General features: G+C 45.0%; 16 protein-coding genes. 12 read left to right on the forward strand and 4 right to left on the reverse strand.

All coding sequences use genetic code 11. The features are described from left to right. Window positions 1-164 precede the first annotated feature (164 nt). The 3 genes from DWX43_RS23860 to DWX43_RS23870 form a co-directional block, all read right to left on the reverse strand. Window positions 165-1,439, reverse strand: coding sequence for an ATP-binding protein (locus tag DWX43_RS23860; RefSeq protein WP_118622353.1), 1,275 nt, complete (start codon window positions 1,437-1,439; stop codon window positions 165-167). 123 nt (window positions 1,440-1,562) lie between these two features. Further along, window positions 1,563-3,119: a response regulator gene (locus tag DWX43_RS23865; protein ID WP_118622355.1), complete on the reverse strand. Its 1,557-nt coding sequence runs from the start codon at window positions 3,117-3,119 to the stop codon at window positions 1,563-1,565. Beyond that, the gene (locus DWX43_RS23870; RefSeq protein ID WP_182440808.1) at window positions 3,116-4,903 is read right to left on the reverse strand and encodes a histidine kinase; all 1,788 of its coding nucleotides are present in this window, start codon (window positions 4,901-4,903) and stop codon (window positions 3,116-3,118) included. Before DWX43_RS23870 ends, DWX43_RS23865 begins: the two co-directional genes overlap by 4 nt. Before the next feature lie 476 nt (window positions 4,904-5,379). Between DWX43_RS23870 and iolC the strand changes: the two genes are divergently transcribed. The 9 genes from iolC (at window position 5,380) to DWX43_RS23915 (ending at window position 14,608) form a co-directional block, all read left to right on the forward strand. Further along, the gene (iolC, locus tag DWX43_RS23875; protein ID WP_109730775.1) at window positions 5,380-6,414 is read left to right on the forward strand and encodes a 5-dehydro-2-deoxygluconokinase; all 1,035 of its coding nucleotides are present in this window, start codon (window positions 5,380-5,382) and stop codon (window positions 6,412-6,414) included. A 76-nt stretch (window positions 6,415-6,490) separates the two neighbouring features. Then, on the forward strand, window positions 6,491-8,422 hold the full coding sequence (gene iolD, locus DWX43_RS23880) for a 3D-(3,5/4)-trihydroxycyclohexane-1,2-dione acylhydrolase (decyclizing) (protein WP_118622359.1): 1,932 nt from the start codon (window positions 6,491-6,493) through the stop codon (window positions 8,420-8,422). A 197-nt stretch (window positions 8,423-8,619) separates the two neighbouring features. Next, window positions 8,620-9,417 carry a 5-deoxy-glucuronate isomerase gene (locus tag DWX43_RS23885; protein ID WP_118622361.1) on the forward strand — a complete coding sequence of 266 codons (798 nt, stop codon included), beginning with the start codon at window positions 8,620-8,622 and terminating at the stop codon, window positions 9,415-9,417. 68 nt (window positions 9,418-9,485) lie between these two features. Continuing rightward, on the forward strand, window positions 9,486-10,640 hold the full coding sequence (locus tag DWX43_RS23890; protein WP_118622363.1) for an iron-containing alcohol dehydrogenase: 1,155 nt from the start codon (window positions 9,486-9,488) through the stop codon (window positions 10,638-10,640). Between the two features lie 283 nt (window positions 10,641-10,923). Then, window positions 10,924-11,889: a CPBP family intramembrane glutamic endopeptidase gene (locus DWX43_RS23895; RefSeq protein ID WP_118622365.1), complete on the forward strand. Its 966-nt coding sequence runs from the start codon at window positions 10,924-10,926 to the stop codon at window positions 11,887-11,889. Between the two features lie 98 nt (window positions 11,890-11,987). Further along, window positions 11,988-12,272 (forward strand): sporulation protein YabP, encoded by a 285-nt coding sequence (yabP, locus tag DWX43_RS23900; RefSeq protein WP_109730770.1) that lies wholly within the window; start codon window positions 11,988-11,990, stop codon window positions 12,270-12,272. An 8-nt stretch (window positions 12,273-12,280) separates the two neighbouring features. After that, on the forward strand, window positions 12,281-12,613 hold the full coding sequence (gene yabQ / locus DWX43_RS23905; RefSeq protein WP_109730769.1) for a spore cortex biosynthesis protein YabQ: 333 nt from the start codon (window positions 12,281-12,283) through the stop codon (window positions 12,611-12,613). A 99-nt stretch (window positions 12,614-12,712) separates the two neighbouring features. After that, on the forward strand, window positions 12,713-13,051 hold the full coding sequence (locus DWX43_RS23910) for a septum formation initiator family protein (RefSeq protein WP_109730768.1): 339 nt from the start codon (window positions 12,713-12,715) through the stop codon (window positions 13,049-13,051). A gap of 159 nt (window positions 13,052-13,210) precedes the next feature. Then, window positions 13,211-14,608: a SpoIIE family protein phosphatase gene (locus tag DWX43_RS23915; protein WP_109730767.1), complete on the forward strand. Its 1,398-nt coding sequence runs from the start codon at window positions 13,211-13,213 to the stop codon at window positions 14,606-14,608. A gap of 63 nt (window positions 14,609-14,671) precedes the next feature. On the opposite strand, the gene DWX43_RS23920 is transcribed toward DWX43_RS23915, so the two are convergent. Further along, the gene (locus DWX43_RS23920; RefSeq protein ID WP_109730766.1) at window positions 14,672-15,781 is read right to left on the reverse strand and encodes an ROK family transcriptional regulator; all 1,110 of its coding nucleotides are present in this window, start codon (window positions 15,779-15,781) and stop codon (window positions 14,672-14,674) included. Between the two features lie 274 nt (window positions 15,782-16,055). On the opposite strand from DWX43_RS23920, the gene DWX43_RS23925 reads away from it, so the two are divergent. The 3 genes from DWX43_RS23925 (at window position 16,056) to DWX43_RS23935 (ending at window position 19,729) form a co-directional block, all read left to right on the forward strand. Beyond that, window positions 16,056-17,600: a sugar ABC transporter ATP-binding protein gene (locus DWX43_RS23925; protein WP_330405311.1), complete on the forward strand. Its 1,545-nt coding sequence runs from the start codon at window positions 16,056-16,058 to the stop codon at window positions 17,598-17,600. Further along, window positions 17,590-18,570 carry an ABC transporter permease gene (locus DWX43_RS23930; protein ID WP_118622367.1) on the forward strand — a complete coding sequence of 327 codons (981 nt, stop codon included), beginning with the start codon at window positions 17,590-17,592 and terminating at the stop codon, window positions 18,568-18,570. Before DWX43_RS23925 ends, DWX43_RS23930 begins: the two co-directional genes overlap by 11 nt. Window positions 18,571-18,649: 79 nt before the next feature. Further along, window positions 18,650-19,729, forward strand: a complete 1,080-nt coding sequence (locus DWX43_RS23935; protein ID WP_109730764.1) for a sugar ABC transporter substrate-binding protein — start codon at window positions 18,650-18,652, stop codon at window positions 19,727-19,729. Window positions 19,730-19,738: the final 9 nt, after the last annotated feature.

Here is a 19,738-nt window from a genome sequence, read left to right on the forward strand (position 1 = left end):
ATACCTTTCGAAGTTTCTGATGAGAGTATAGCATGGGATAATGGAAAGAGCAATTAGGAAATTTGACGAAATTAAATACCAGAAATTAAGACAGGGAGCGGGGAATAAAAGTGACTGCCGGATAATTTATTATAAAGCCCGCTGGTTATGGCGGGCTTTACAGGTTAGAACAGTTCTGCATCACCAAGCAGGAAGTCAATCAGATTGCAATGAAAAAATCCGTTATCGTCATAAAAGTTATGAGGTATATCCATGCGAATAACGGCTTTCTTGAAGAAATCACCTGTGAGTTTCAGGGACTGAAGCTCTGTGTTCTCCTTCAGCTCCGTGTCCATCTGATATGCAGACTGGATATAAATGCGCCGGTCGCCATCATTCACAACGAAGTCGATTTCACGCTGGATGCGCTTGTCTTTCTTTCGCTCTGTTACTACACCAACATCTACAGAATAGCCACGCTTTACAAGCTCGTTGTAAATGACGTTCTCCATAATGCGACCGGGATCGTACTGCCTGAAATTCAAACGAGCATTACGCAGCCCCAGGTCGGTGTAATAATACTTGTTCGGATAGTTGAAATAAGTCTTGCCCTTCACATCGTATCTCTTGGCGCGTTCAATCAGGAAAGAGTCCATAGTATGTGTAAGATAAGCGGAAACAAGCGTATTGTTGATCGGCTCATGACGCATGGAGGTCAAGGCATTGGCGATATTGGTTGGGTTGGTAAGAGAGCCAATCTGTGAGGCAATAAAGTCCAAAATCGCGTTGAGAATATCTTCCCTCTCAAGTTTATTACGCTCTACGATGTCTTTCACATAGAGTTCTTCATATAAGTTGGAGAGATAAGTTTTCTTTTCTTTCTCATCCGTAAGGGCGACAATGCGCGGCATACCGCCATAAAGCATATACTGTTCCAGTGCATTACGTTTTTCGCCGCCAATATGAGAATAGAACTCGTCAAAGGACAACGGATATACGTGAATTTGTGTTGCTCTGCCACGAAACTCTGTGGCAATATCTTTGGAAAGCATTTTAGAGTTACTGCCTGTTACATAGACATCCAGGTTTTTGTAGGCTTTCAGTTCGTTGAGCATATCGTAAATGGTTACCTCAATGCCGCCATTTTCTTCATCTTTGACTTTGATTGTGAACTGAACTTCATCTACAAACAAATAGAATTTTTGTTTCTTTTTGCTGTTTACGATGGAGTCTACATAGTCACAAAGAGTAATCGGGTTGCGGTACTTATAATACTTTCTCTGGTCAAGCTCCAGACGAATAATTTGTTCTTCCTTTATATCTTGGGAAAGCAGATACTCATAGAACAAGTCAAACAGAAGAACGGATTTTCCACAGCGGCGGATACCGGTAATCACCTTTATTTCGCCATTCCACATATTGTGAATTAGGCGGTTTAGATAATAATCTCGTTTAATCATAACATCACCTCTAACTTTTGCCGCATGCGGCATAACTTTAGTATATGAAGAACTTTGAAAGATTATGCAAAAACAAGTGCATCCTCCGCGGCTTCTGCAAGCCCGATTTTCGCAAACAAACGTCTATTTTTTCTCTCCCTCCAGTTTCTGATAAGCTTTCGGCGACATTCCCTCACTATTTTTAAACACCCTGCTGAAATACAGCTGGTCATCGTATCCAACCGCTTCCGCCACATCTTTAAGGAGCATATCAGGATGCTGACGCATCAGGTTTTTGGCAGCAGTCATTCTTAGTTTCAGGATGTATTTGCTCGGGGAAATAGAAAATTCCTCTTTGAAGATATAACTGATATATTTCTCGTTGTATCCGAATATTTCTGTAAAATTTTTATATGTGACTGTACAGGTATAATTCTGATCCAGATAATCGCGGACCTTCCATGCAAGGGCCTGCGTGTGCGGCACCTTATCTGCTGCCTTGCTGTGTCCTGTACAGAGCTTGGTGAACTCTAGTTTGAGGTTCTGGCAGAGTTCTTCGTAGGAGGATGAGGACGCGAGCAGTTCGGCCGGGTCCGTGCTTATTTCATGTCCGGAATCAGATTTTCTTGCGGCTGTATTGAGTGCATACCGCAGGTCAGTCTGGATCTGAAGCTGGGTGGCATCCTTTTCTGACCAGATGCCGGTGAGCCCCTGGCAGAGCGTTTCAATGTCAGCCGGCGTCATGGCAGGTTTCAGCATTTTGAGAAGTTCCTTTGTCTCCTCCGTAACCGTCATATTTTCTATATATACGGATTCAACCGGTGCCTTTTCATTTTGGCAGAAGAAACGGCTCTGGCCAAATATAATATGCGATGCAGCGCAGAGGTAACAGCTGCGCACATGGGATGGGATATCCAGTCCTTCATATATGGGATTTGAGAGAATACAGCTGACGAATACCTCTTCCGAAAAAAGCTGTTTATGTATTCTGCGTGCAGCTTCCTCTACTTCTTTTGCAGATACCGGGGAATCGGAGTCTGTCAGTATGGCAAAAACAGTTTCGTTCAGATAGTTTCCCCTAAGAGCCATGATGCGCATCCTGCAGGATTCGGATATGCCATCCAGAAAGCTGTAGTCACTGTCCCGCGCAATCAGGCTTCCGGTTGCAAGCTCGATATACATGCCGCTGGCAACGGTGCCGTAAAATACAAAGAGAAAGTAAAGGGTACTGCCTTCCAGAGGGTTATAGTCAACTGTATGTTCCGAGTCGCGGGAAAGATTCTGTGTAAGGTAATTGCGGATATCCTTTTCTGAATTTTGCAGGAGCTTCTCTTCGAGCCTGCCGAGCAGTTCTTCCAGAGCATCCGGATCTACGGGCTTCAGCAGATAGTCGACGACCTGGAGTTTCATGGCGCGTTTGGCATATTCGAATTCTGCATAACCGGTCAGAATGACAAAATAAGTGTCCGGGCAGAATTCCCGGGCGGCTTCGATCAGGTCAAGGCCGTCCATCATAGGCATGCGGATATCCGTAATTACGATATCCGGTTTTTGCGTGCGGATTGCCTCGAGGGCGTCGATTCCGTTGTAAGCGGTTCCGATAATTTCATAATCTTTCGAGCACTGCGTAATATTGGCGGACAGGCCTCTCAAAATAGCAGGCTCGTCTTCTACAAGCATGATCTGGATCTTGTGACTCATTTTAATGGACCTCCAATTTCAACTGTCGTTTCTTTTCCTTCTGTTTCATAAATCTGGAATGTTTCTCTGCCCTGATAGTAAATATACAGGCGGAGCACTGTATTCTCGAGGCCGAATCCCATCTTTTCTTTGCTGAACTCGGTGTCGGAGGATTCTTCTACATGTTCTTTAAAGTACTGCAGACGTTCCTTTAACTGCTTTATTTTTGTTTCTGCAAACGGTGTCCCGTTGTTGGTAACCGCGGCATACCAGTTTCCGTCCTTCTGCCCGAGTCTGATATGGATACGCCATACCGGAGGGGTGTCAGCGAATCCATGCTGGAAGCAGTTCTCGATAATAGGCTGCAGGATCAGCTTGGGTACCTGGATATCCAGGACTGACTCATCAATATCCCAGGAGTAATCCAGCATGTGTTCGTATCGGATTTTCATAATAAACAGATAACTTTTGACGTTTTCGAGTTCATTTTTCAGGAAAACATTTTTGTGTGTATAACTGATGGAATAGCGCAGTAAATTAGAAAGTTCGGTGCACATTTTAGGTACGGTGCGGCTGCCGGTCTCCATGCCGCAGGCTCCGATTACGGACAGGGTATTGTAAAGGAAATGGGGATTGAGCTGGGCTTCCATCGCCTCAAAATGTGCCTGCAGCGCCCGCTTCCGCGTGTTGATCAACTGGCTGTTCTGCAGTCTGAGTTTATTTAGTGTTTCTTCAATGGCCACGGTAAGGATTGTCACTTCGTCATTTCCGGATGACTTGGGAAGCTGAATATCCTGATCCATTTCCAGTGCAGAAAGATCGTCTTTCAGTGCACGCAGCGGCCGTGTCAGGTTGCGTGTCATGATATATAAAAACAAAAGGAGCAGGCAAAGGGCCATAAAATATGAGATAAATATGATGAATGCAAACTGTCTGATATTAGATAAAAGGGGGTCAATGTCACACTCAATAGCGAGTATCCAGCCTGTCAGCGGGGAGCGGACGAAACACAGCAGGGTGGTGTCATCCAGGTAATACATTCCCTTATCGCTGGAAGTGATTTTCTGCATCAGGCCCGGTACGGAGGTGTAATAATCCGAGGAGGAATCATACTGGTAATAGGTATAAGTATTTTCACCGATAATAGAAAATTGGCGGATATCCGTAATTGCGGCATTTTCCACCAGCTTATCTAAGTCGGAAACACTTTTCTGATACTCCAGAATCCCATATGTATGGAAGGTATCCCGGATTGGACGGACTACGGAATACACATAATCCTGTGTAGACCAGGCATCTATGTGGGGCGGGTAATACAGCTGGTATTGAGAAGTGGTAAGACCCTCTTTTACCTGGGGGAGCGCAGAAATACTTTCCTTTGACAGAATGTTTGTCCGGTAGCTGGAATTACTGATGCGTAAGGCGTCATAATACTGGCTTACATATACGAAAGTTGAATACTTGTCCCGGGTTGTCAGGTAAGAGACGAGGATGGAGTGTGCCGTATCGGTCTCAAAGGCATGCTGGGAAAAATAATTTAGCGGGGATTCCGGTATGGAGAATGCAAGGTCCTTAAAATCAGACGAAGCATGAGCAGCTTTGAGCATCTGGTCCATTCCCATGAGGTCGTCATCCAGTTGGTTCTGTATGGAAATCAGGGAATCCATGCTGGAAGTCTCCACATTTTCTTTGAGCAGGGATGTATTGTAGTTCACAAAAATATATGCGCTGGAGAACAGTATAAGCAAAATGATGAGTGAAAAGCTGATAAATATTTTTTTCTGAAAATCTAATTTTTTAAACATATTCTGAAAGCTCCTGTCCGGGAAATTCAAAAGGTTTCCTGCTCCTTGATGCCTGTGGATTTCGCCGCATTTCGTGCTCCCGAAATCCTGACATCTTTTAATTATATTATAGTACATTTTGCGTACAAAGTGTGCAGAAAAGAATAATGCACTCATAAAATGTGCATGATATTACAAAGAAAAATAAAGCACACAAAAGCACACACCTAATATGTGTGTTGAAAGAATGGTGAAATTGCTAAAAATACGACGGTGAATTTTGGTAAATATGTAGAAAAGCAGGAAAAACAACAAAAGTGCTTGCACGCATAGTGCGTGCGTGATATTATAAAAGCACAAAGAAAAGAAAATAAAGCACGCATTGAGACGGAGCATATGCATTACAGACACACGGCAAGCTGCACGGAAACATTTAGCAAAGAGGACAACGAATATCCGCTTTGACGATTCAAGAAAATTATGATGAGGTGAAAGTTATGAAGTATGTAACATTTGATGAAACAAGACCGTTAGACCTGATTCTTCTGGGAAGAGTTGCAATTGATTTTAACCCTGCATATAACGAACAGGTGAAAGAAGAATTCAAACCGCTGAAGGATGTACATATGTTTGAAAAGTACGTGGGCGGTTCTCCTGCGAATATTGCTGTGGGTGTTACAAGACACGGTATGAAAGCCGGATTTATCGGAAAAGTTTCTGACGACCAGTTCGGCGATTTTGTTACAGAGTATTTTGACAAAGCGGGGATCGATACCTCACATATTACAAGATGTGTAAACGGCGAAAAGCTTGGGCTTACATTTACCGAAATGCTTTCACCAAAGGAAAGCAGCATTCTGATGTACCGCAACTGCATAGCAGACCTTCAGCTTTCTGTAGATGATATCGACGAAGATTACATAAAGAGTGCAAAGGCCATCCTGATCTCAGGAACGGCACTGGCAGAAAGCCCGTCCAGAGAAGCAGCGATTAAAGCGGTAATGCTGGCTAAGAAAAATGATACAAAGATTATCTTTGATATTGATTACAGGGAATATAACTGGAAAAATGCTGACGAGATTTCAATCTACTATTCCATCGTAGCAAAAGAGTCTGACATCATCATGGGATCAAGAGAAGAATTCGACCTGACAGAAGCACTGATCCAGCCGGGACGCAGTGACGAGGAATCCGCTGCAGCATGGCAGTCATACAATGCAAAGATCGTAGTAATCAAGCATGGAATGAAGGGCTCCACCGCATATACCTGTGACGGAGAAAAGTACAGCATCAAGCCATTCCCTGTAGAAGCAAGGAAAGGTTTTGGCGGCGGCGACGGATACGGCTCAGGCTTCTTATATGGATTGTACCAGGGCTGGGAAGTCATCGACTGTCTGGAATTCGGATCAGCAGAAGCATCCATGATGGTACGCAGTAACAACTGTTCCGATTCCCTTCCGGGACCGGATGCAGTACACGCATTCATCAAAGAAGAAAAAGAAAAATTCGGCGAAATGATCGCACGTGTGTAGATAGAATTTTGAGAATATTCAGAAAACGGAGCGCAAAAGGGTCTGACCCCTTTGAAAATGAAAGGAGATTAGGATAATGGCAAGTACAACAAGAATGACAGTTGCACAGGCACTGGTGAAGTTTTTAGATAATCAGTATGTAGAGTTTGACGGAGTGGAGACGAAGTTTGTAGAGGGATTCTTTACGATATTCGGACATGGTATTGCGGTAGGTCTTGGGGAGGCGCTGGATACGAATCCGGGACAGCTGAATGTATACCAGGGGAGAAATGAGCAGGGGATGTGCCATGTGGCTACAGCATTTGCGAAGCAGAATAACAGGAGAAGAATTATTCCCTGTGCTTCGTCTGTAGGACCTGGAGCTGCAAATATGGTAACGGCCTGTGCTACGGCGACAGTAAATAATATCCCGTTGCTTGTGTTCCCGGCGGATACGTTTGCATCACGCCAGCCGGACCCTGTGCTTCAGCAGTTAGAGCAGAGTTCAAGCCTTGCAGTTACAACGAATGATGCATTTAAGCCGGTCTGCAAGTACTGGGACAGAATTGTTCGTCCGGAACAGCTCATGTCAGCAATGATTAATGCAATGCGTGTCCTGACGGACCCGGCAGAGACAGGGGCAGTGTGCATTGGGCTTTGCCAGGATGTTGAGGGTGAGTCTTACGATTACCCGGATTATTTCTTTAAAAAGAGGGTGCACAGAATTACAAGACAGGCAGCGGCTGAGGAAGAGATTAATGATATCGCCGAGATTATCGCAGAAGCGAAGAAGCCTTTGATCGTTGTAGGCGGCGGTGTGAAATACTCAGAGGCAGGCGAGACGGTTGAGAAATTCTGTGAAGAATTTAAGATTCCGTTTGGCGAGAGTCAGGCCGGAAAGAGTGCCTGCAGGTCAAGCCACCCATACTGCCTTGGCGGTATCGGGGTGACAGGGACTCTGGCGGCAAATGATATTGCAGAGGACGCAGATGTTGTCATTGCAATCGGAAGCAGGATGTCTGACTTTACGACAGGCTCAAAGAGACAGTATAAGAATGAAGATGTCAAATTTGTTACGATTAATAATTCCAGATTCCATGCATATAAGATGGATGCCGTAAAAGCAGTAGGCGATGCAAAAGCAACTGTAGAAGCGCTTGCAGAAAAGCTGCGTGCAAAAGGCTACCAGTCATCTTATAACGGAGAAATCGAAGTAGAAAAAGCAAAATGGGATGCGGAGATGGAGCGTCTTGCAAATTACAGATATCAGGAAGAAAATTTCGAACCAATGATTCAGGCAAGAGACCCACGTACGATTCCTGAATTTGTAAAACTGACAGACGGACGCATCACACAGACAGCGGCATTGTGTGCGATCCGCAGAGTGATCGATGAGGATGCGACGATCATCACAGCAGGCGGAAGTCTTCCTAGCTGTATGCAGAGAATCTGGACCACTGACAAGAGAGGCGGATATCATGCAGAGTACGGATATTCCTGCATGGGTTATGAAGTGGCGGCAGCGCTCGGTGTAAAAATCGCTGAGCCTGATAATGAAGTATATACGGTAGTAGGAGATTCTTCTTTCCAGATGCTGCACAGTGAGATTATGACAGCAATGCAGCAGAGAAAGAAAATCAATATTCTTGTATTTGACAACTGTGGATTCGGATGTATTAATAATCTGGAAATGAACCACGGTATCGGAAGCATTGCAACAGAGTTCCGCTATCAGGAAGGCAATAAGCCAACCGGTGACCTGATTCCTGTAGACTACGCTAAGATTGCAGAAGGATATGGACTGAAATCTTATACGGTCAGGACCATCGAAGAGCTGGAAGCAGCTCTGAGAGATGCGAAGAACCAGGATAATGCAGTGCTGATCGACCTGAAGGTAATTCCGAAGACGATGACAGACGGATACAATTCATGGTGGAATGTAGGAATTGCTACTACATCTGAAAAGGAAAGTGTCAGAGAAGCATGCGAGGGTGTAATGGAAGGCAGACGAGAAGCAAGAGCGTACTAGTGCTCCATCCGGCAAGTAATTATACTCCTGCCGTGCCTGCTTCGCGCCATTGCGTCGTTAAAATTCCTAGACGATGGCACCCCATCGCCGTCGGAATTTTGCCTAGCACTGGCACGAACCATGCACAGCAAAAGTATAATTACTCACTGGACGGAACACTAGAATATATTGCAATGCTAAAAGGAGGCAGTATTGTCATGGAAGAAAAAGTATTTGGTTATCCGGAATATAATGAGTCCGGTGAAAAGATTTTAACAACCTATGAAAATGAATACAGGGCAATGTTGATGGATATCCGTGTATATCGTATGAAAGCAGGAGAAACACGCAGTTTTGTGAAGGCGGCAGAAGAGATGGCCGTGCTTCTTCTAAAGGGGTCTTTGGTATACCGCTGGGAAGGACACGAAGCGCGTGCAGGGAGAAAAAATGTCTTTACAGAAGGCCCCTGGTGCCTGCATGTAAGCAGGGGAACAGAAGTCAGTGTTCAGTCTGATATGGACGATACAGAAATTCTTGTACAGTGTACAAAGAATGAAAATACATTTGCGGCAAAATTATATGAGCCAAAGGATGCACCGTGGGCATATGCAGGATCAAGCAAGGGAAAATTCGGCAACGTGGCAAACAGGCGTGTCAATACGATTTTTGACCATGATATCCAGCCTGCATCCAACATGGTGCTCGGCGAAGTGCTCAATGATGTAGGAAACTGGTCGGGCTACCTGCCCCACAGACATCCGCAGCCGGAGACCTATTACTTCCTGTTCGACAGACCGGAAGGTTTCGGGGCAAGCTTCGTAGGAGACAGGGTGTTTAAGAGCACAGACGGAAGCTTTTCCGCAATCCTGGGAGGAGAACTGCATCCGCAGGCAGTCGCACCGGGATATCAGATGTACACATGCTGGATGATCCGCCACCTCGAAGGCAATCCGTGGCTGCAGACGGACAGATGTGAAGATGAAAGATATACATGGCTGCATGATGCAGAATTTTAGATAACTGTTCGGAATACTGATTTGAACAGATATCATTAAAAAATAATTCGTACAGGAGGATATAAAAGATGGCAAGAGAATTTATCGTTCCCGGACAGATCGTTACGGGAGAAGGCGCATTAACGCTGGCAGAAAGCCAGTTAAAAGGATTAGGAACAAAAGCTCTGCTTGTGACAGACCAGGTTATGATCCAGCTCGGCAATGCGGCAAAAGTAGAAGAAGCCCTGAAGAATCAGGGGATTGATTATGCAATTTACGCTGATATTGCAGGAGAGCCTACAGACACAATGATCGAAAATGGTTTGAAAGTATATCAGGAAGAAGGCTGTGATTTCCTTGTAGCGTTAGGCGGGGGAAGCCCGATTGATTCCATGAAGGCGATTGCTGCACTTGCTGCAAACGGCGGAAATATTTCTGATTACATGGGAAAAGTTATCGACGGAAATATCCCCGGCATGGCAGCGATCCCGACAACGGCGGGAACCGGCTCAGAGGCAACACAGTTTACGATCATCACAGATACAAAAAATGATATCAAAATGCTGCTCAAGGGAAAAGTACTGATGCCTGCACTGGCAATCATCGACCCGCAGTTTACAATGACAGCACCGCCCAAAATTACGGCTGCTACAGGTCTGGATGCACTGACACACGCGATTGAAGCATATACTTCAAGAAAAGCACAGTCTTTGTCAGACAGCTTTGCATTATCAGCAGTAAAGAAGATTTTCAAATTCCTTCCAATCGCATTCAGCGAAGGAAGCAACGTGGAAGCAAGAGAGCAGATGGCTGTTGCAGCTTTAGAAGCAGGAATCGCATTTAACAACGCATCTGTAACTGTCGTTCATGGCATGAGCCGCCCGATCGGTGCGCTGTTCCATGTACCTCACGGCATCTCTAATGCAATGCTTTTGAAGGAATGCCTGACATTCGCACTGGACGGGGCAGAGGCTAAGTTTGCTGACCTTGGCAGGGCAATCAACGTTGCAGGTGAGACCTGTTCAGATACACTGGCAAGTCAGAAATTCTTAAGCGCTGTAGAAAATATCTGCAGAGAACTGGAGATCCCTTCATTAGAGGGTTACGGAATTGAAAAAGAAAAGTTCTTCAGCGTAATCGATAAAATGGCGAAAGATGCTATGGACAGCGGAAGTCCGCAGAACACACAGAAAGACATTACCGAGGAAGACGTAAAACAGATTTACAGAAACCTCTGGGACTAAGACAAACTTTAGATACAACATTTTCTTCATAAACTTCTCAAAAAGGAAAAGGCTGGTGGACACTTGACATGTGATATGCTCAATGTGTCCGTCGGCCTTTTTCGTTATCTTTTTCTGGGAAAGTATGGAATTAAAGCAGGAAATCACTGCATTCACGCAACATATATTGTATTACCTGAAAGTGGGGGGTACTATACAATTAACTTGAGCTCCGTTTCGAAACAACTTGTTTGTATTTTTAAAAGAGTTCAGAGAAACTGAAATGGGAAAGTGAGGGAGAACTATGGAGACGCAGAGGAAACGAGATACAAGGGAGCTGATGATTTATGTTTTTATCACGTATGGTCTTACATATCTGGTTGGTTTTATATTCCTTTTTGATAGAGCGAAGGACACAAACATGCAGATTTACCTGTCAACGATGTTCCCTGCGATGGGGGCGGCTATAGCTATGCATGACAGGGGCGGGAATAAGAAGAATACAAGATATTTGAATGATATTATATTCGTATATTTTGGTATAAACGTACTCGTGTTTATCTTGATGATGGCAGGCTTCTTTAAAAATGTGGGGGCAGATAATATTATGCTTGTGCCGACAATACTTGCCAGTATGGGTGTCTTTTTCTATACATGGATATCATGCCCCAGATTGAGCCCGTCCCGGAATTTTAAAATGGCATCGCTGCCGGTCGCTCTGGCGCTGCTGTTGGAGCTGGTTAAAAATATCGCAGTATCCTGGGAAAATTTTAGTTTTATAGCAACATTTTTTGCAATAGTATCGATATTTCCGGCCATCTTTTTGAGCAGTATCGCTTACCTCGGAGAAGAGTACGGATGGCGGGGGTTTTTGCAGGAAAAGCTCCAGACAAGATTTGGACTTTGCAAAGGTGTGATCATTCTGGGTGTCCTGTGGGAATTGTGGCATATTCCATTTTATCCCGGATGGTTTGGAACTTATACACCATCACAGCTTGCTGCCGTTGTCCTTGTTCGAATAACTTCAGTAGTGAGTATGGCAATTTTCATTGGCTGGGCTTACTTGAGGACGAATAATATATGGGTATGCATTATTATCCATATGATTCACAACAGTATGGCCGGAGTTTCCAGAGGGAAAATGAACCCGCGTACGGTGATCCTGATGGTTCTGTTTGGCCTTCTGCCTGCACTGGCGATTTTTACAAAAGAATTCAAAAAGAAACCTGAACTTCCCGGTGGTTATAAAAACACGGCCTGCGGCGAATAGCCGTTTCCGGCCGAATTGTTTTTACTGTCCAGATTCCGTACATATTTTGAAACAACCTCTCATATATATAGAAAAGCACAGTTGAAGGGGGAAAGTGTATGGAAGAACGACAAATGCCCAAAGCGCATAAACTGGTTGTGAATAATAGAAAGACAAGTATGGTCACCGGAGTCCTGGATGTTCTTTCTTTCGATTTAAATGAGATCCTGTTGGAAACGGAGCAGGGAATGCTGATGGTGAAAGGGACGGATCTGCATGTAAACCGGCTCAGTGTGGAAAAGGGTGAGGTGGACTTGTCGGGAAATATAGACAGTATTGCCTATTCCAATGTCAACCAGGCGGCGAGGTCGAATGAAAACTTCTTTGCAAAATTATTTAAGTAGGCACGCCTATGATGCTGGGAATCGGAAAAGAGGCAATTATTTTTCTTTATGCCGGACTGTCCGGGATTGTGGTGTTATTCAGCTATCAGATACTCCGGCTCTTCAGAAGGCTGATCAGACACCATATTGTTGTGGTCAATTTGGAAGATCTCATCTATTGGCTGGGGGTAAGTGTATATCTGTTCCGGCAGATGTATATGACGACATATGGTAGTATACGATGGTTCTTTGTACTAGGTGTAGTGTGCGGGATAATTGCTGCGAATTTTGTCATTTCTTTGGCGAAAAAAATGTATGAAAAAATGAAGAAAAGCCTTGAAAGAAAAGGTAAAAACCGATAGAATAAATTCATATAGCAGAAAGGGGACCTGCTGTATCATTCCGGAACGATAACGGGACTGGAATGTGGATTGCAATGATGATGAATTGGGTGAGTATGAATGACGAATAGGAAAAGAACGGCGGCAGGCCGGCGCAGAAGCCGGAGACGTAGTTCTGCTTTTGGCTACCATCGCAGGAGCGTTGCAGTGATTACTTTTGTGTTAGTCCTGCTGATATGTGTGCTGACGGTGAATGCAGTGACACTGCAGGCGAAGAACAAGGACTACAAGCAGCAGGAGGCGGAACTGAAGGCTCAGATCAGCGAGCAGAAGGAGCGCGCAAAGGAAGTAAAAGAATACGAAGAATATGTCAAGACTGACGAATACATAAAAGAAGTTGCCGAGGAGAAGCTGGGACTTGTAGACCCTGACGAGATCATTTTTAAGGCGGCAAAATAGAGAATATTACGAAAGATAAGCTCCGGGAGAAATTCCCGGAGCTTTTGTTGTTCTATAGAAAGTTCTTTTTTATATCATTCGCCAGGAAATGACAGGTATTGCACGCTGAATGCTGTATGGTTGCTATAAAGGAATATACAAAGAATAGGAGGGGTAAACATGGACGATGGACAAGTTCTGCACGCCAGTCCTTATGTGGCCCAGATTGAGAAGTTTGCTGACTCGTTAAAGCAGTTATCACATACATTTTTAGCACTCGAAGAAAAGAAGAAATCCTTCAGCAATGAAGAGATCGAGGAAATGTTTGAAAGGGTAAAAGGCAAGGTATGCACAAATTGTGAGAAATGCCCGTGGTGCTGGGGGGAGAATTTTGTACATACATATCAGATGGGGTACGAGATTTTGTCCGCGGTGGATAACTATGGAAATGAGCTCAATACGGAGACGAAGAGGAAACTGCAGCAGCGGTGTATCATGGCACCGAGGTTTTTGCGTGAGATGCTGGAGGCGTTTCATGATGCGAGGCAGAATATGATGTGGATCAACAGGATTGCACAGAGCCGGGAAGGGTGCGCCGTGCAGATGGATACATTTGCCGATATGATCCGCAGCACTGCCAAGGAACTGGAAGACAGTATGTTTACGGATGAGCGGCTGGAAAAAAAGATCAGCGCTCACTTGAAGCGAAGAGGAATCCGGATTCTGTATACGAATTTTTTTATGAACAGGGAAGGAAAATATGAAGTCCACATTACAGCAAGGGCGATGCAGAATGAGTGCGTGACAACAAAAGAACTGGTGCGCGGTGTTTCGGAAATCATGGGGCGCAGATTTGTACTGGACGGGGCGCACTGCCAGATGCTTGGGAAAGAGTATACGACGGTAGTGTGCATGGAAGGCCCTTCATATTATACGCTGCAGGGGGTTGCCAGAATCGGGAAGGGATGCAGCCAGATATCCGGGGATAACTTCATGATGCTGGAACTTCCGGGCGGCAGGCAGGGCGTTGCACTGTCCGACGGGATGGGGTCGGGCGAGAAGGCATGCAAAGAGAGCACGCTCGTTATAGAATTGCTGGAAGAACTGCTGGAGGCCGGATTCCCGGAGAAGACTGCGATTCAGATGATTAATACGACACTTGTCATGGGGAGGGAAGAGATACATTTCTCCACCATTGACATGAGCGTATTCGACCTGTACTCAGGAATATGCGAGATCATCAAGGCAGGAGCCTCCTCTACATTTATAAAAAAGAAGGACAAGGTAGAACACTTAAGTTCAACAAGTCTTCCGATCGGGGTCCTGCACACGATAGAAATAGACTCCGTAAAACGCCAGCTTGAGGACGGGGACTTTGTAATCATGGTAACCGACGGCATCATGGATGCACTTCCGGTAGGGGAACAGGATATCGTCCTTGAGACAATAATACAGGGGACGGTAATGAATAATCCGAAAGAAATGGCGCATCACATCCTCGAACAGGTACTGAACTGGAACGATACACCACCATTAGATGATATGACCGTGCTGGTAGTCGGGATCTGGGAATGTTGAATTTTAAGAATATTCTGAAAACGGACCGCAAAGGGGTCAGACCCCTTTACGGCTTTTGTTGCATTAAAAATCTTGTATAAACTGGTTGATATAGTGAATGGCTGCCCCGACGGCGGATGCTTCGGTGCGGTAATGGCAGACCCGGATGAAGGAGCCGTCCTGTTCAAACGGGTTGAGGTCCACGGCCTTTTTCCTGAAGGTGTCGATATATTCGGCCATGTAGGCCCCTACGTAACCGCCAAGGACGATGTTACAGTCGTAGCACATTCTGAGGTTATTGACGGCGATGGCGAGATGGTCCATGTACTGATTGAATACGTTCTGCAGTCCTTTGTTCGTTTCCAGTTCTGTAAAGAATCTTTTTAAGTCCCCACCCGTGAAATCGGACAGTACGTTGGAAGAACAGTATGCGTCGAGGCATCCGTATCTTCCGCAGTAACAGCGCTTTCCGTGGGGGACGATTGTCATGTGCCCGAATTCGCATCCGCGCCAGTTGTCTCCAGTGTAGATATTCTGGTTGTTCATGTTGGCGCCGCCGACACTGCTGCTCAGTGAAAGGTAGACCATCGGCTGTGTGTAGTGGGCACGCCAGCTTTCGGCAAGACCGGCGGAGTTGGAATCGTTGAACATTAGGATCGGGACATCAATATAGGATGCGAGTTTTTCGTAAATGTTGGGCGATGCATTGATCACGGTGGCGTAAGTGACAGATTTCTGGTCAGAGCCAATGATAACGGGCATGGAAAGTCCGGCTCCGAGCAGTCTGGAGCGGTCAGGTACGTTATTTCGTATCATTTCCTCTGTCTCCCGGCTGATTGTGTTGAAATATTCGGTTGTTTCCTCGTAAGGCACCCGGATTCTTTTGCCTGCAATAATATTCAAATCTAAATCAATTAATACAATAGAAAGATGGTTTCTTGTAATATCGATTCCCATTGCACATCTTGCATCAGGAACACAGCGCAGGATCGTAGGTTTGCGTCCGCCTGTAGATTGAAAATTCCCTGCATTATATATATAGCCCAGACTGCGCAGTTTGTTCAGGTTCTGCGTAACAGTCGGAAGGCTGATTCCCAGCTGGTTCGCTATCTCTTGTCTGGAACATTCTTTATACTGGTAGATCATCCGGTAAATATCACCTAAACTTCTGGAATTCACATTGTTTTCATCCATAATATGCCCCCTTGCGTAGATAAATTGGAGTGACTGAGTCTGTACTTATGATAACCTATTTTTAAAAGTTGGTCAAGAAATTAACGAGATAAAGAAAGAAGTTTACTTTAGATATTGTGAAATAATTATCTAAACACAATATAAAACGTCTATTTTAGTGTAATATGCACAAAATAAGCTGATTAAATTAATACACTAATTACAAACTTAAGAAAAAAGATTGACAAAAGTAAAGCGCGGGATTATACTTTAGAAAACAAAGGAAAGAAGTTTTATGAAAGTGGGTGAAGTGATGGACGAAATCAAGATGCGCGTCAGCGGAGTTGAAAAATCATTCCCTGGAGTAAAGGCGCTGAGCGGGATTGATTTTGCGGTGCGCAAGGGAACTGTGCATGCACTCTGTGGGGAAAACGGAGCAGGTAAGTCAACGCTGATGAAGATTATTATGGGCCTTTATCAGGCCGATAAAGGTCAGATATTTCTGGATGAAAAGCCTGTGGAAGTGAAGAACCCAATACAGGCAAGAGAGCTGGGGATTTCTATGATTGCACAGGAACTGAATTATGTCCCGGAGCTGTCCGTAGAAGAGAATCTCTTTTTAGGACGTCTTCCAATCAGCAGGTTTGGGAAGGTTGACTGGAAAAAGGTGAGGAGCGACGCAAAGAAGTTTCTGGAAGAGGAACATCTTCCGTATTCTCCGGAACAGAAGTTAAAGACACTGACCGTTTCAGATATACAGATGCTGGAGATCATAAAGGCAATTACGAATAATGCACAGGTAATTATCATGGACGAACCCACTTCATCTATCACACAGAAAGAAGTAGAACAGCTGTTTGAAAAGATTGGGCAGCTGAAAGCGCAGGGCGTTTCTATTATATATATATCACATAAGATGGAAGAAGTATTCCGGATTGCGGATGACATCACGGTCCTCAGGGATGGGGCGGTCGTATCGACAGACCGGGCAGAGGATCTGGATCTGGATACCGTGATTGCACGCATGGTCGGACGTAAGCTGGATAATGTATATCCGAAGGAAGAAGTGTCAATCGGTGAAAAAGCGCTGGAAGTCGAACACTTTACACAGAAAGACATTTTTGAAGATATCAGTTTTTATGTAAGAAAGGGCGAGATCGTAGGGTTTGCAGGGCTTGTCGGAGCCGGGAGGACAGAGACCATGAGGTCCGTGTTCGGGCTGGACCCGCATGATTCCGGTAACGTCAGGATTGATGGAAAAGAAGTGAAGATCAAAAGTCCCAGCGACAGCATTTCCCATAAGCTCGTCATGCTTTCCGAAAGCAGGCGTGACGACGGAATCGTTCCGGTCAGGAGCGTAGCCGAAAATGCCAGTCTGGCCAGCCTGAAAAAATTTATTTACAGCGGCTATACGCACAGGTCGAAAGAACGTGATGAGGTGAAAAAGAGTTTTGCAAAGATGAATGTAAAAACTCCTTCTCTGGACACAGCTATCTCTGCCCTGTCGGGCGGAAACCAGCAGAAGGTCCTATTATCAAGATGGATGCTCTGCGACCCTGATGTCATGATACTCGATGAGCCAACCCGCGGAATAGACGTCGGAGCCAAGTTTGAGATCTATAAACTTATCACAGACATTGTAAAGGATAACAGGGCAGTTGTCATGGTTTCCTCAGAACTGCCGGAGCTGATCGGCATGTGTGACAGGATCTATATTATGTGCCAGGGAAGGATCAGTGGCTGTATATCAAGGGATGCGTTTACGCAGGAGACCATTATGAAACATGCGGCTGGGTTAGTGAATGAGGAATCGCAGGGAGGAGCTAAAAATGAAGTCTAAAACATCGCACTATATGCAAAAGTTAAGTATTTTTATTGTACTGATCGTGTTATTTATTATCTGCAGTATTATCAGTCCTTATTTTCTTCAGTACAGCAACCTGATCAATGTAACAAGACAGCTTTGTGTCGGCATTCTGATTGCCTATGGTGAAATGCTGCTGATTATCAGTGGTTTTCTGGATCTGTCAGTTGGTTCGGTACTGGCGCTGGCAGGCGTTTTCTCAGTTTCCGTATATAAATCAACCGGGTCTATGGCGATGGCACTGATTGCGGCACTTTTGACAGGCATTGTCTGTAACCTGATCAATGCCGTGTTTGTCGGACATTTTAATGTCCCTGCTTTTATCGCAACACTCGGAATGCAGCAGGCTGCCAGAGGTCTTGCTCTTTATTTTACAGGCGGCCAGAACATACTGCAGCTTGGTAAATTCGTGAAGATCGGTCAGGGAATGGTTGGACCAGTCCCGGTTCCCGTCATTATTATTATCGGTGTCACCGTTGTCGTGTGGTATCTGGTCAATAACACGAGGTACGGACGAAGCCTGTATGCGATCGGTGGAAGCAGGCCGGCGGCAGAGGCAAGCGGAATCAATGCAAAGAAGAGTATTTACATATCTTATATTTTAAATGGAATCATGGTCGGCCTCGCAGGAATGATCTTCATGGCACGTAATAACGCCGGTCTTCCGAATGGTGCAGTCGGATACGAGATGACCGGGCTTACGGCGGCTATCGTCGGAGGAACATCCTTTACAGGCGGTATCGGTACAGTAAGCGGTACTATTGCCGGTGCGTTTATCATCGGGTTCCTTGAAAATGTTATGAACCTGCTCGGAGTCAACTCTTATATCCAGCAGATCATAGAAGGAGCAATCATTGTTCTTGCAGTTGCATTTGATGTTGTAAGCAAATCAAAAAAATCACGCAAAGTGATTATAGTGAAGGAAACCACAGAAAATAAGAAATAATGCAGTTATTCAAACGGATTGTAACTGTTCAAGGAGTGAACAGACACAATAAATTCATATTTCAAGGAGGAAATATATTATGAAAGCAAAGAAAATCGGAGCATTGTTGTTGGCAGCAGTTATGACATTCTCACTTGCGGCATGTGGGGGCGGCGGAAAAGATGATTCAAAGGGAGATTCATCCTCAGCAGGATCTTCCTCAGACAAGAAACGCGTATGTTTTGTGGCGCGTGCCAGCGCAGATACATTTGCGGCATGGCTGACAACGGAAATGAAAAAAGAAGCGAAAAACTACGATAATATTGAACTCACCTGTGTCAGCGGTGAAGGCGATGATAATAAGGAAAATGGCCTGTTAGAGGACTGTGTGACAAAGGCTTACGATCTTGTTATCGTTCAGTCCAATAATAATGGAGCACAGGCACCTTATGTACAGCAGCTGGTCGATGCAGGCATTCCGGTTATCACGACAAACCCGACGACCCACCAGAGTGATCTGGACGGCAGCGATGACGATTCTGTTATGGAAGGAACAGGAACCGTGGATGCGGACCCGGTTGCACAGGCAAAAGTGAGTGCAGACAGGGCGGTAGAGGAAGTTCCTAAAGATGCAAATGTCGTTGTTTTAAACGGACCTTCAGGAAACTTCCACGCAGATAAGAGAAGAGAAGCCTGGACAGAGTATTTCTTCGACAAACGCCCTGACGTTAAGATTCTCTATGAAGATTATGCAAACTGGAACAGTGACGAGGCTCTGACATTAATGGAATCCTGGGTACAGTCAGGTACACACATCGACGCGATCATCTCCATGAACGATAACATGGCAGCAGGCGCGATTGAGGCAATCAGGGATGACAAAGAATATGTCGGCGCAGACGGAACACCGAGCTTCCTTGCATACGGCGTTGACGGTACTGCACAGGGATGCCTGCTCATCAAAGAAGGAATGCTTACATCTACAGCACTGCAGTCCGCAGCGGATCTTGCAAAGAAAAATATGGAATATGCCGATAAAGTGGTAAATGGAGAAATGAAGGTTACAGAGGTTAACGATTATGTTGATGCGCCGGAAATCAATAAGGATAACGTCCAGGAATATATCCAGATGTATATTGATAATGGTGAAATTACGGATGATGGTTCACTCAGCGAATAAATAGGAGAT

It is taken from the genome of Clostridium sp. AF19-22AC, assembly GCF_003479085.1.
Lineage (GTDB): Bacteria > Bacillota > Clostridia > Lachnospirales > Lachnospiraceae > Faecalicatena_A > Faecalicatena_A orotica.

Bases quoted from the DNA above. Each gene is read 5' to 3' on its own strand.
- DWX43_RS23860 (WP_118622353.1), bottom strand. From the start codon at position 1,439: ATGATTAAACGAGATTATTATCTAAACCGCCTAATTCACAATATGTGG.
- DWX43_RS23865 (WP_118622355.1), bottom strand. From the start codon at position 3,119: ATGAGTCACAAGATCCAGATCATGCTTGTAGAAGACGAGCCTGCTATT.
- DWX43_RS23870 (WP_182440808.1), bottom strand. From the start codon at position 4,903: ATGTTTAAAAAATTAGATTTTCAGAAAAAAATATTTATCAGCTTTTCA.
- iolC (WP_109730775.1), top strand. From the start codon at position 5,380: ATGAAGTATGTAACATTTGATGAAACAAGACCGTTAGACCTGATTCTT.
- iolD (WP_118622359.1), top strand. From the start codon at position 6,491: ATGGCAAGTACAACAAGAATGACAGTTGCACAGGCACTGGTGAAGTTT.
- DWX43_RS23885 (WP_118622361.1), top strand. From the start codon at position 8,620: ATGGAAGAAAAAGTATTTGGTTATCCGGAATATAATGAGTCCGGTGAA.
- DWX43_RS23890 (WP_118622363.1), top strand. From the start codon at position 9,486: ATGGCAAGAGAATTTATCGTTCCCGGACAGATCGTTACGGGAGAAGGC.
- DWX43_RS23895 (WP_118622365.1), top strand. From the start codon at position 10,924: ATGGAGACGCAGAGGAAACGAGATACAAGGGAGCTGATGATTTATGTT.
- yabP (WP_109730770.1), top strand. From the start codon at position 11,988: ATGGAAGAACGACAAATGCCCAAAGCGCATAAACTGGTTGTGAATAAT.
- yabQ (WP_109730769.1), top strand. From the start codon at position 12,281: ATGATGCTGGGAATCGGAAAAGAGGCAATTATTTTTCTTTATGCCGGA.
- DWX43_RS23910 (WP_109730768.1), top strand. From the start codon at position 12,713: ATGACGAATAGGAAAAGAACGGCGGCAGGCCGGCGCAGAAGCCGGAGA.
- DWX43_RS23915 (WP_109730767.1), top strand. From the start codon at position 13,211: ATGGACGATGGACAAGTTCTGCACGCCAGTCCTTATGTGGCCCAGATT.
- DWX43_RS23920 (WP_109730766.1), bottom strand. From the start codon at position 15,781: ATGGATGAAAACAATGTGAATTCCAGAAGTTTAGGTGATATTTACCGG.
- DWX43_RS23925 (WP_330405311.1), top strand. From the start codon at position 16,056: ATGAAAGTGGGTGAAGTGATGGACGAAATCAAGATGCGCGTCAGCGGA.
- DWX43_RS23930 (WP_118622367.1), top strand. From the start codon at position 17,590: ATGAAGTCTAAAACATCGCACTATATGCAAAAGTTAAGTATTTTTATT.
- DWX43_RS23935 (WP_109730764.1), top strand. From the start codon at position 18,650: ATGAAAGCAAAGAAAATCGGAGCATTGTTGTTGGCAGCAGTTATGACA.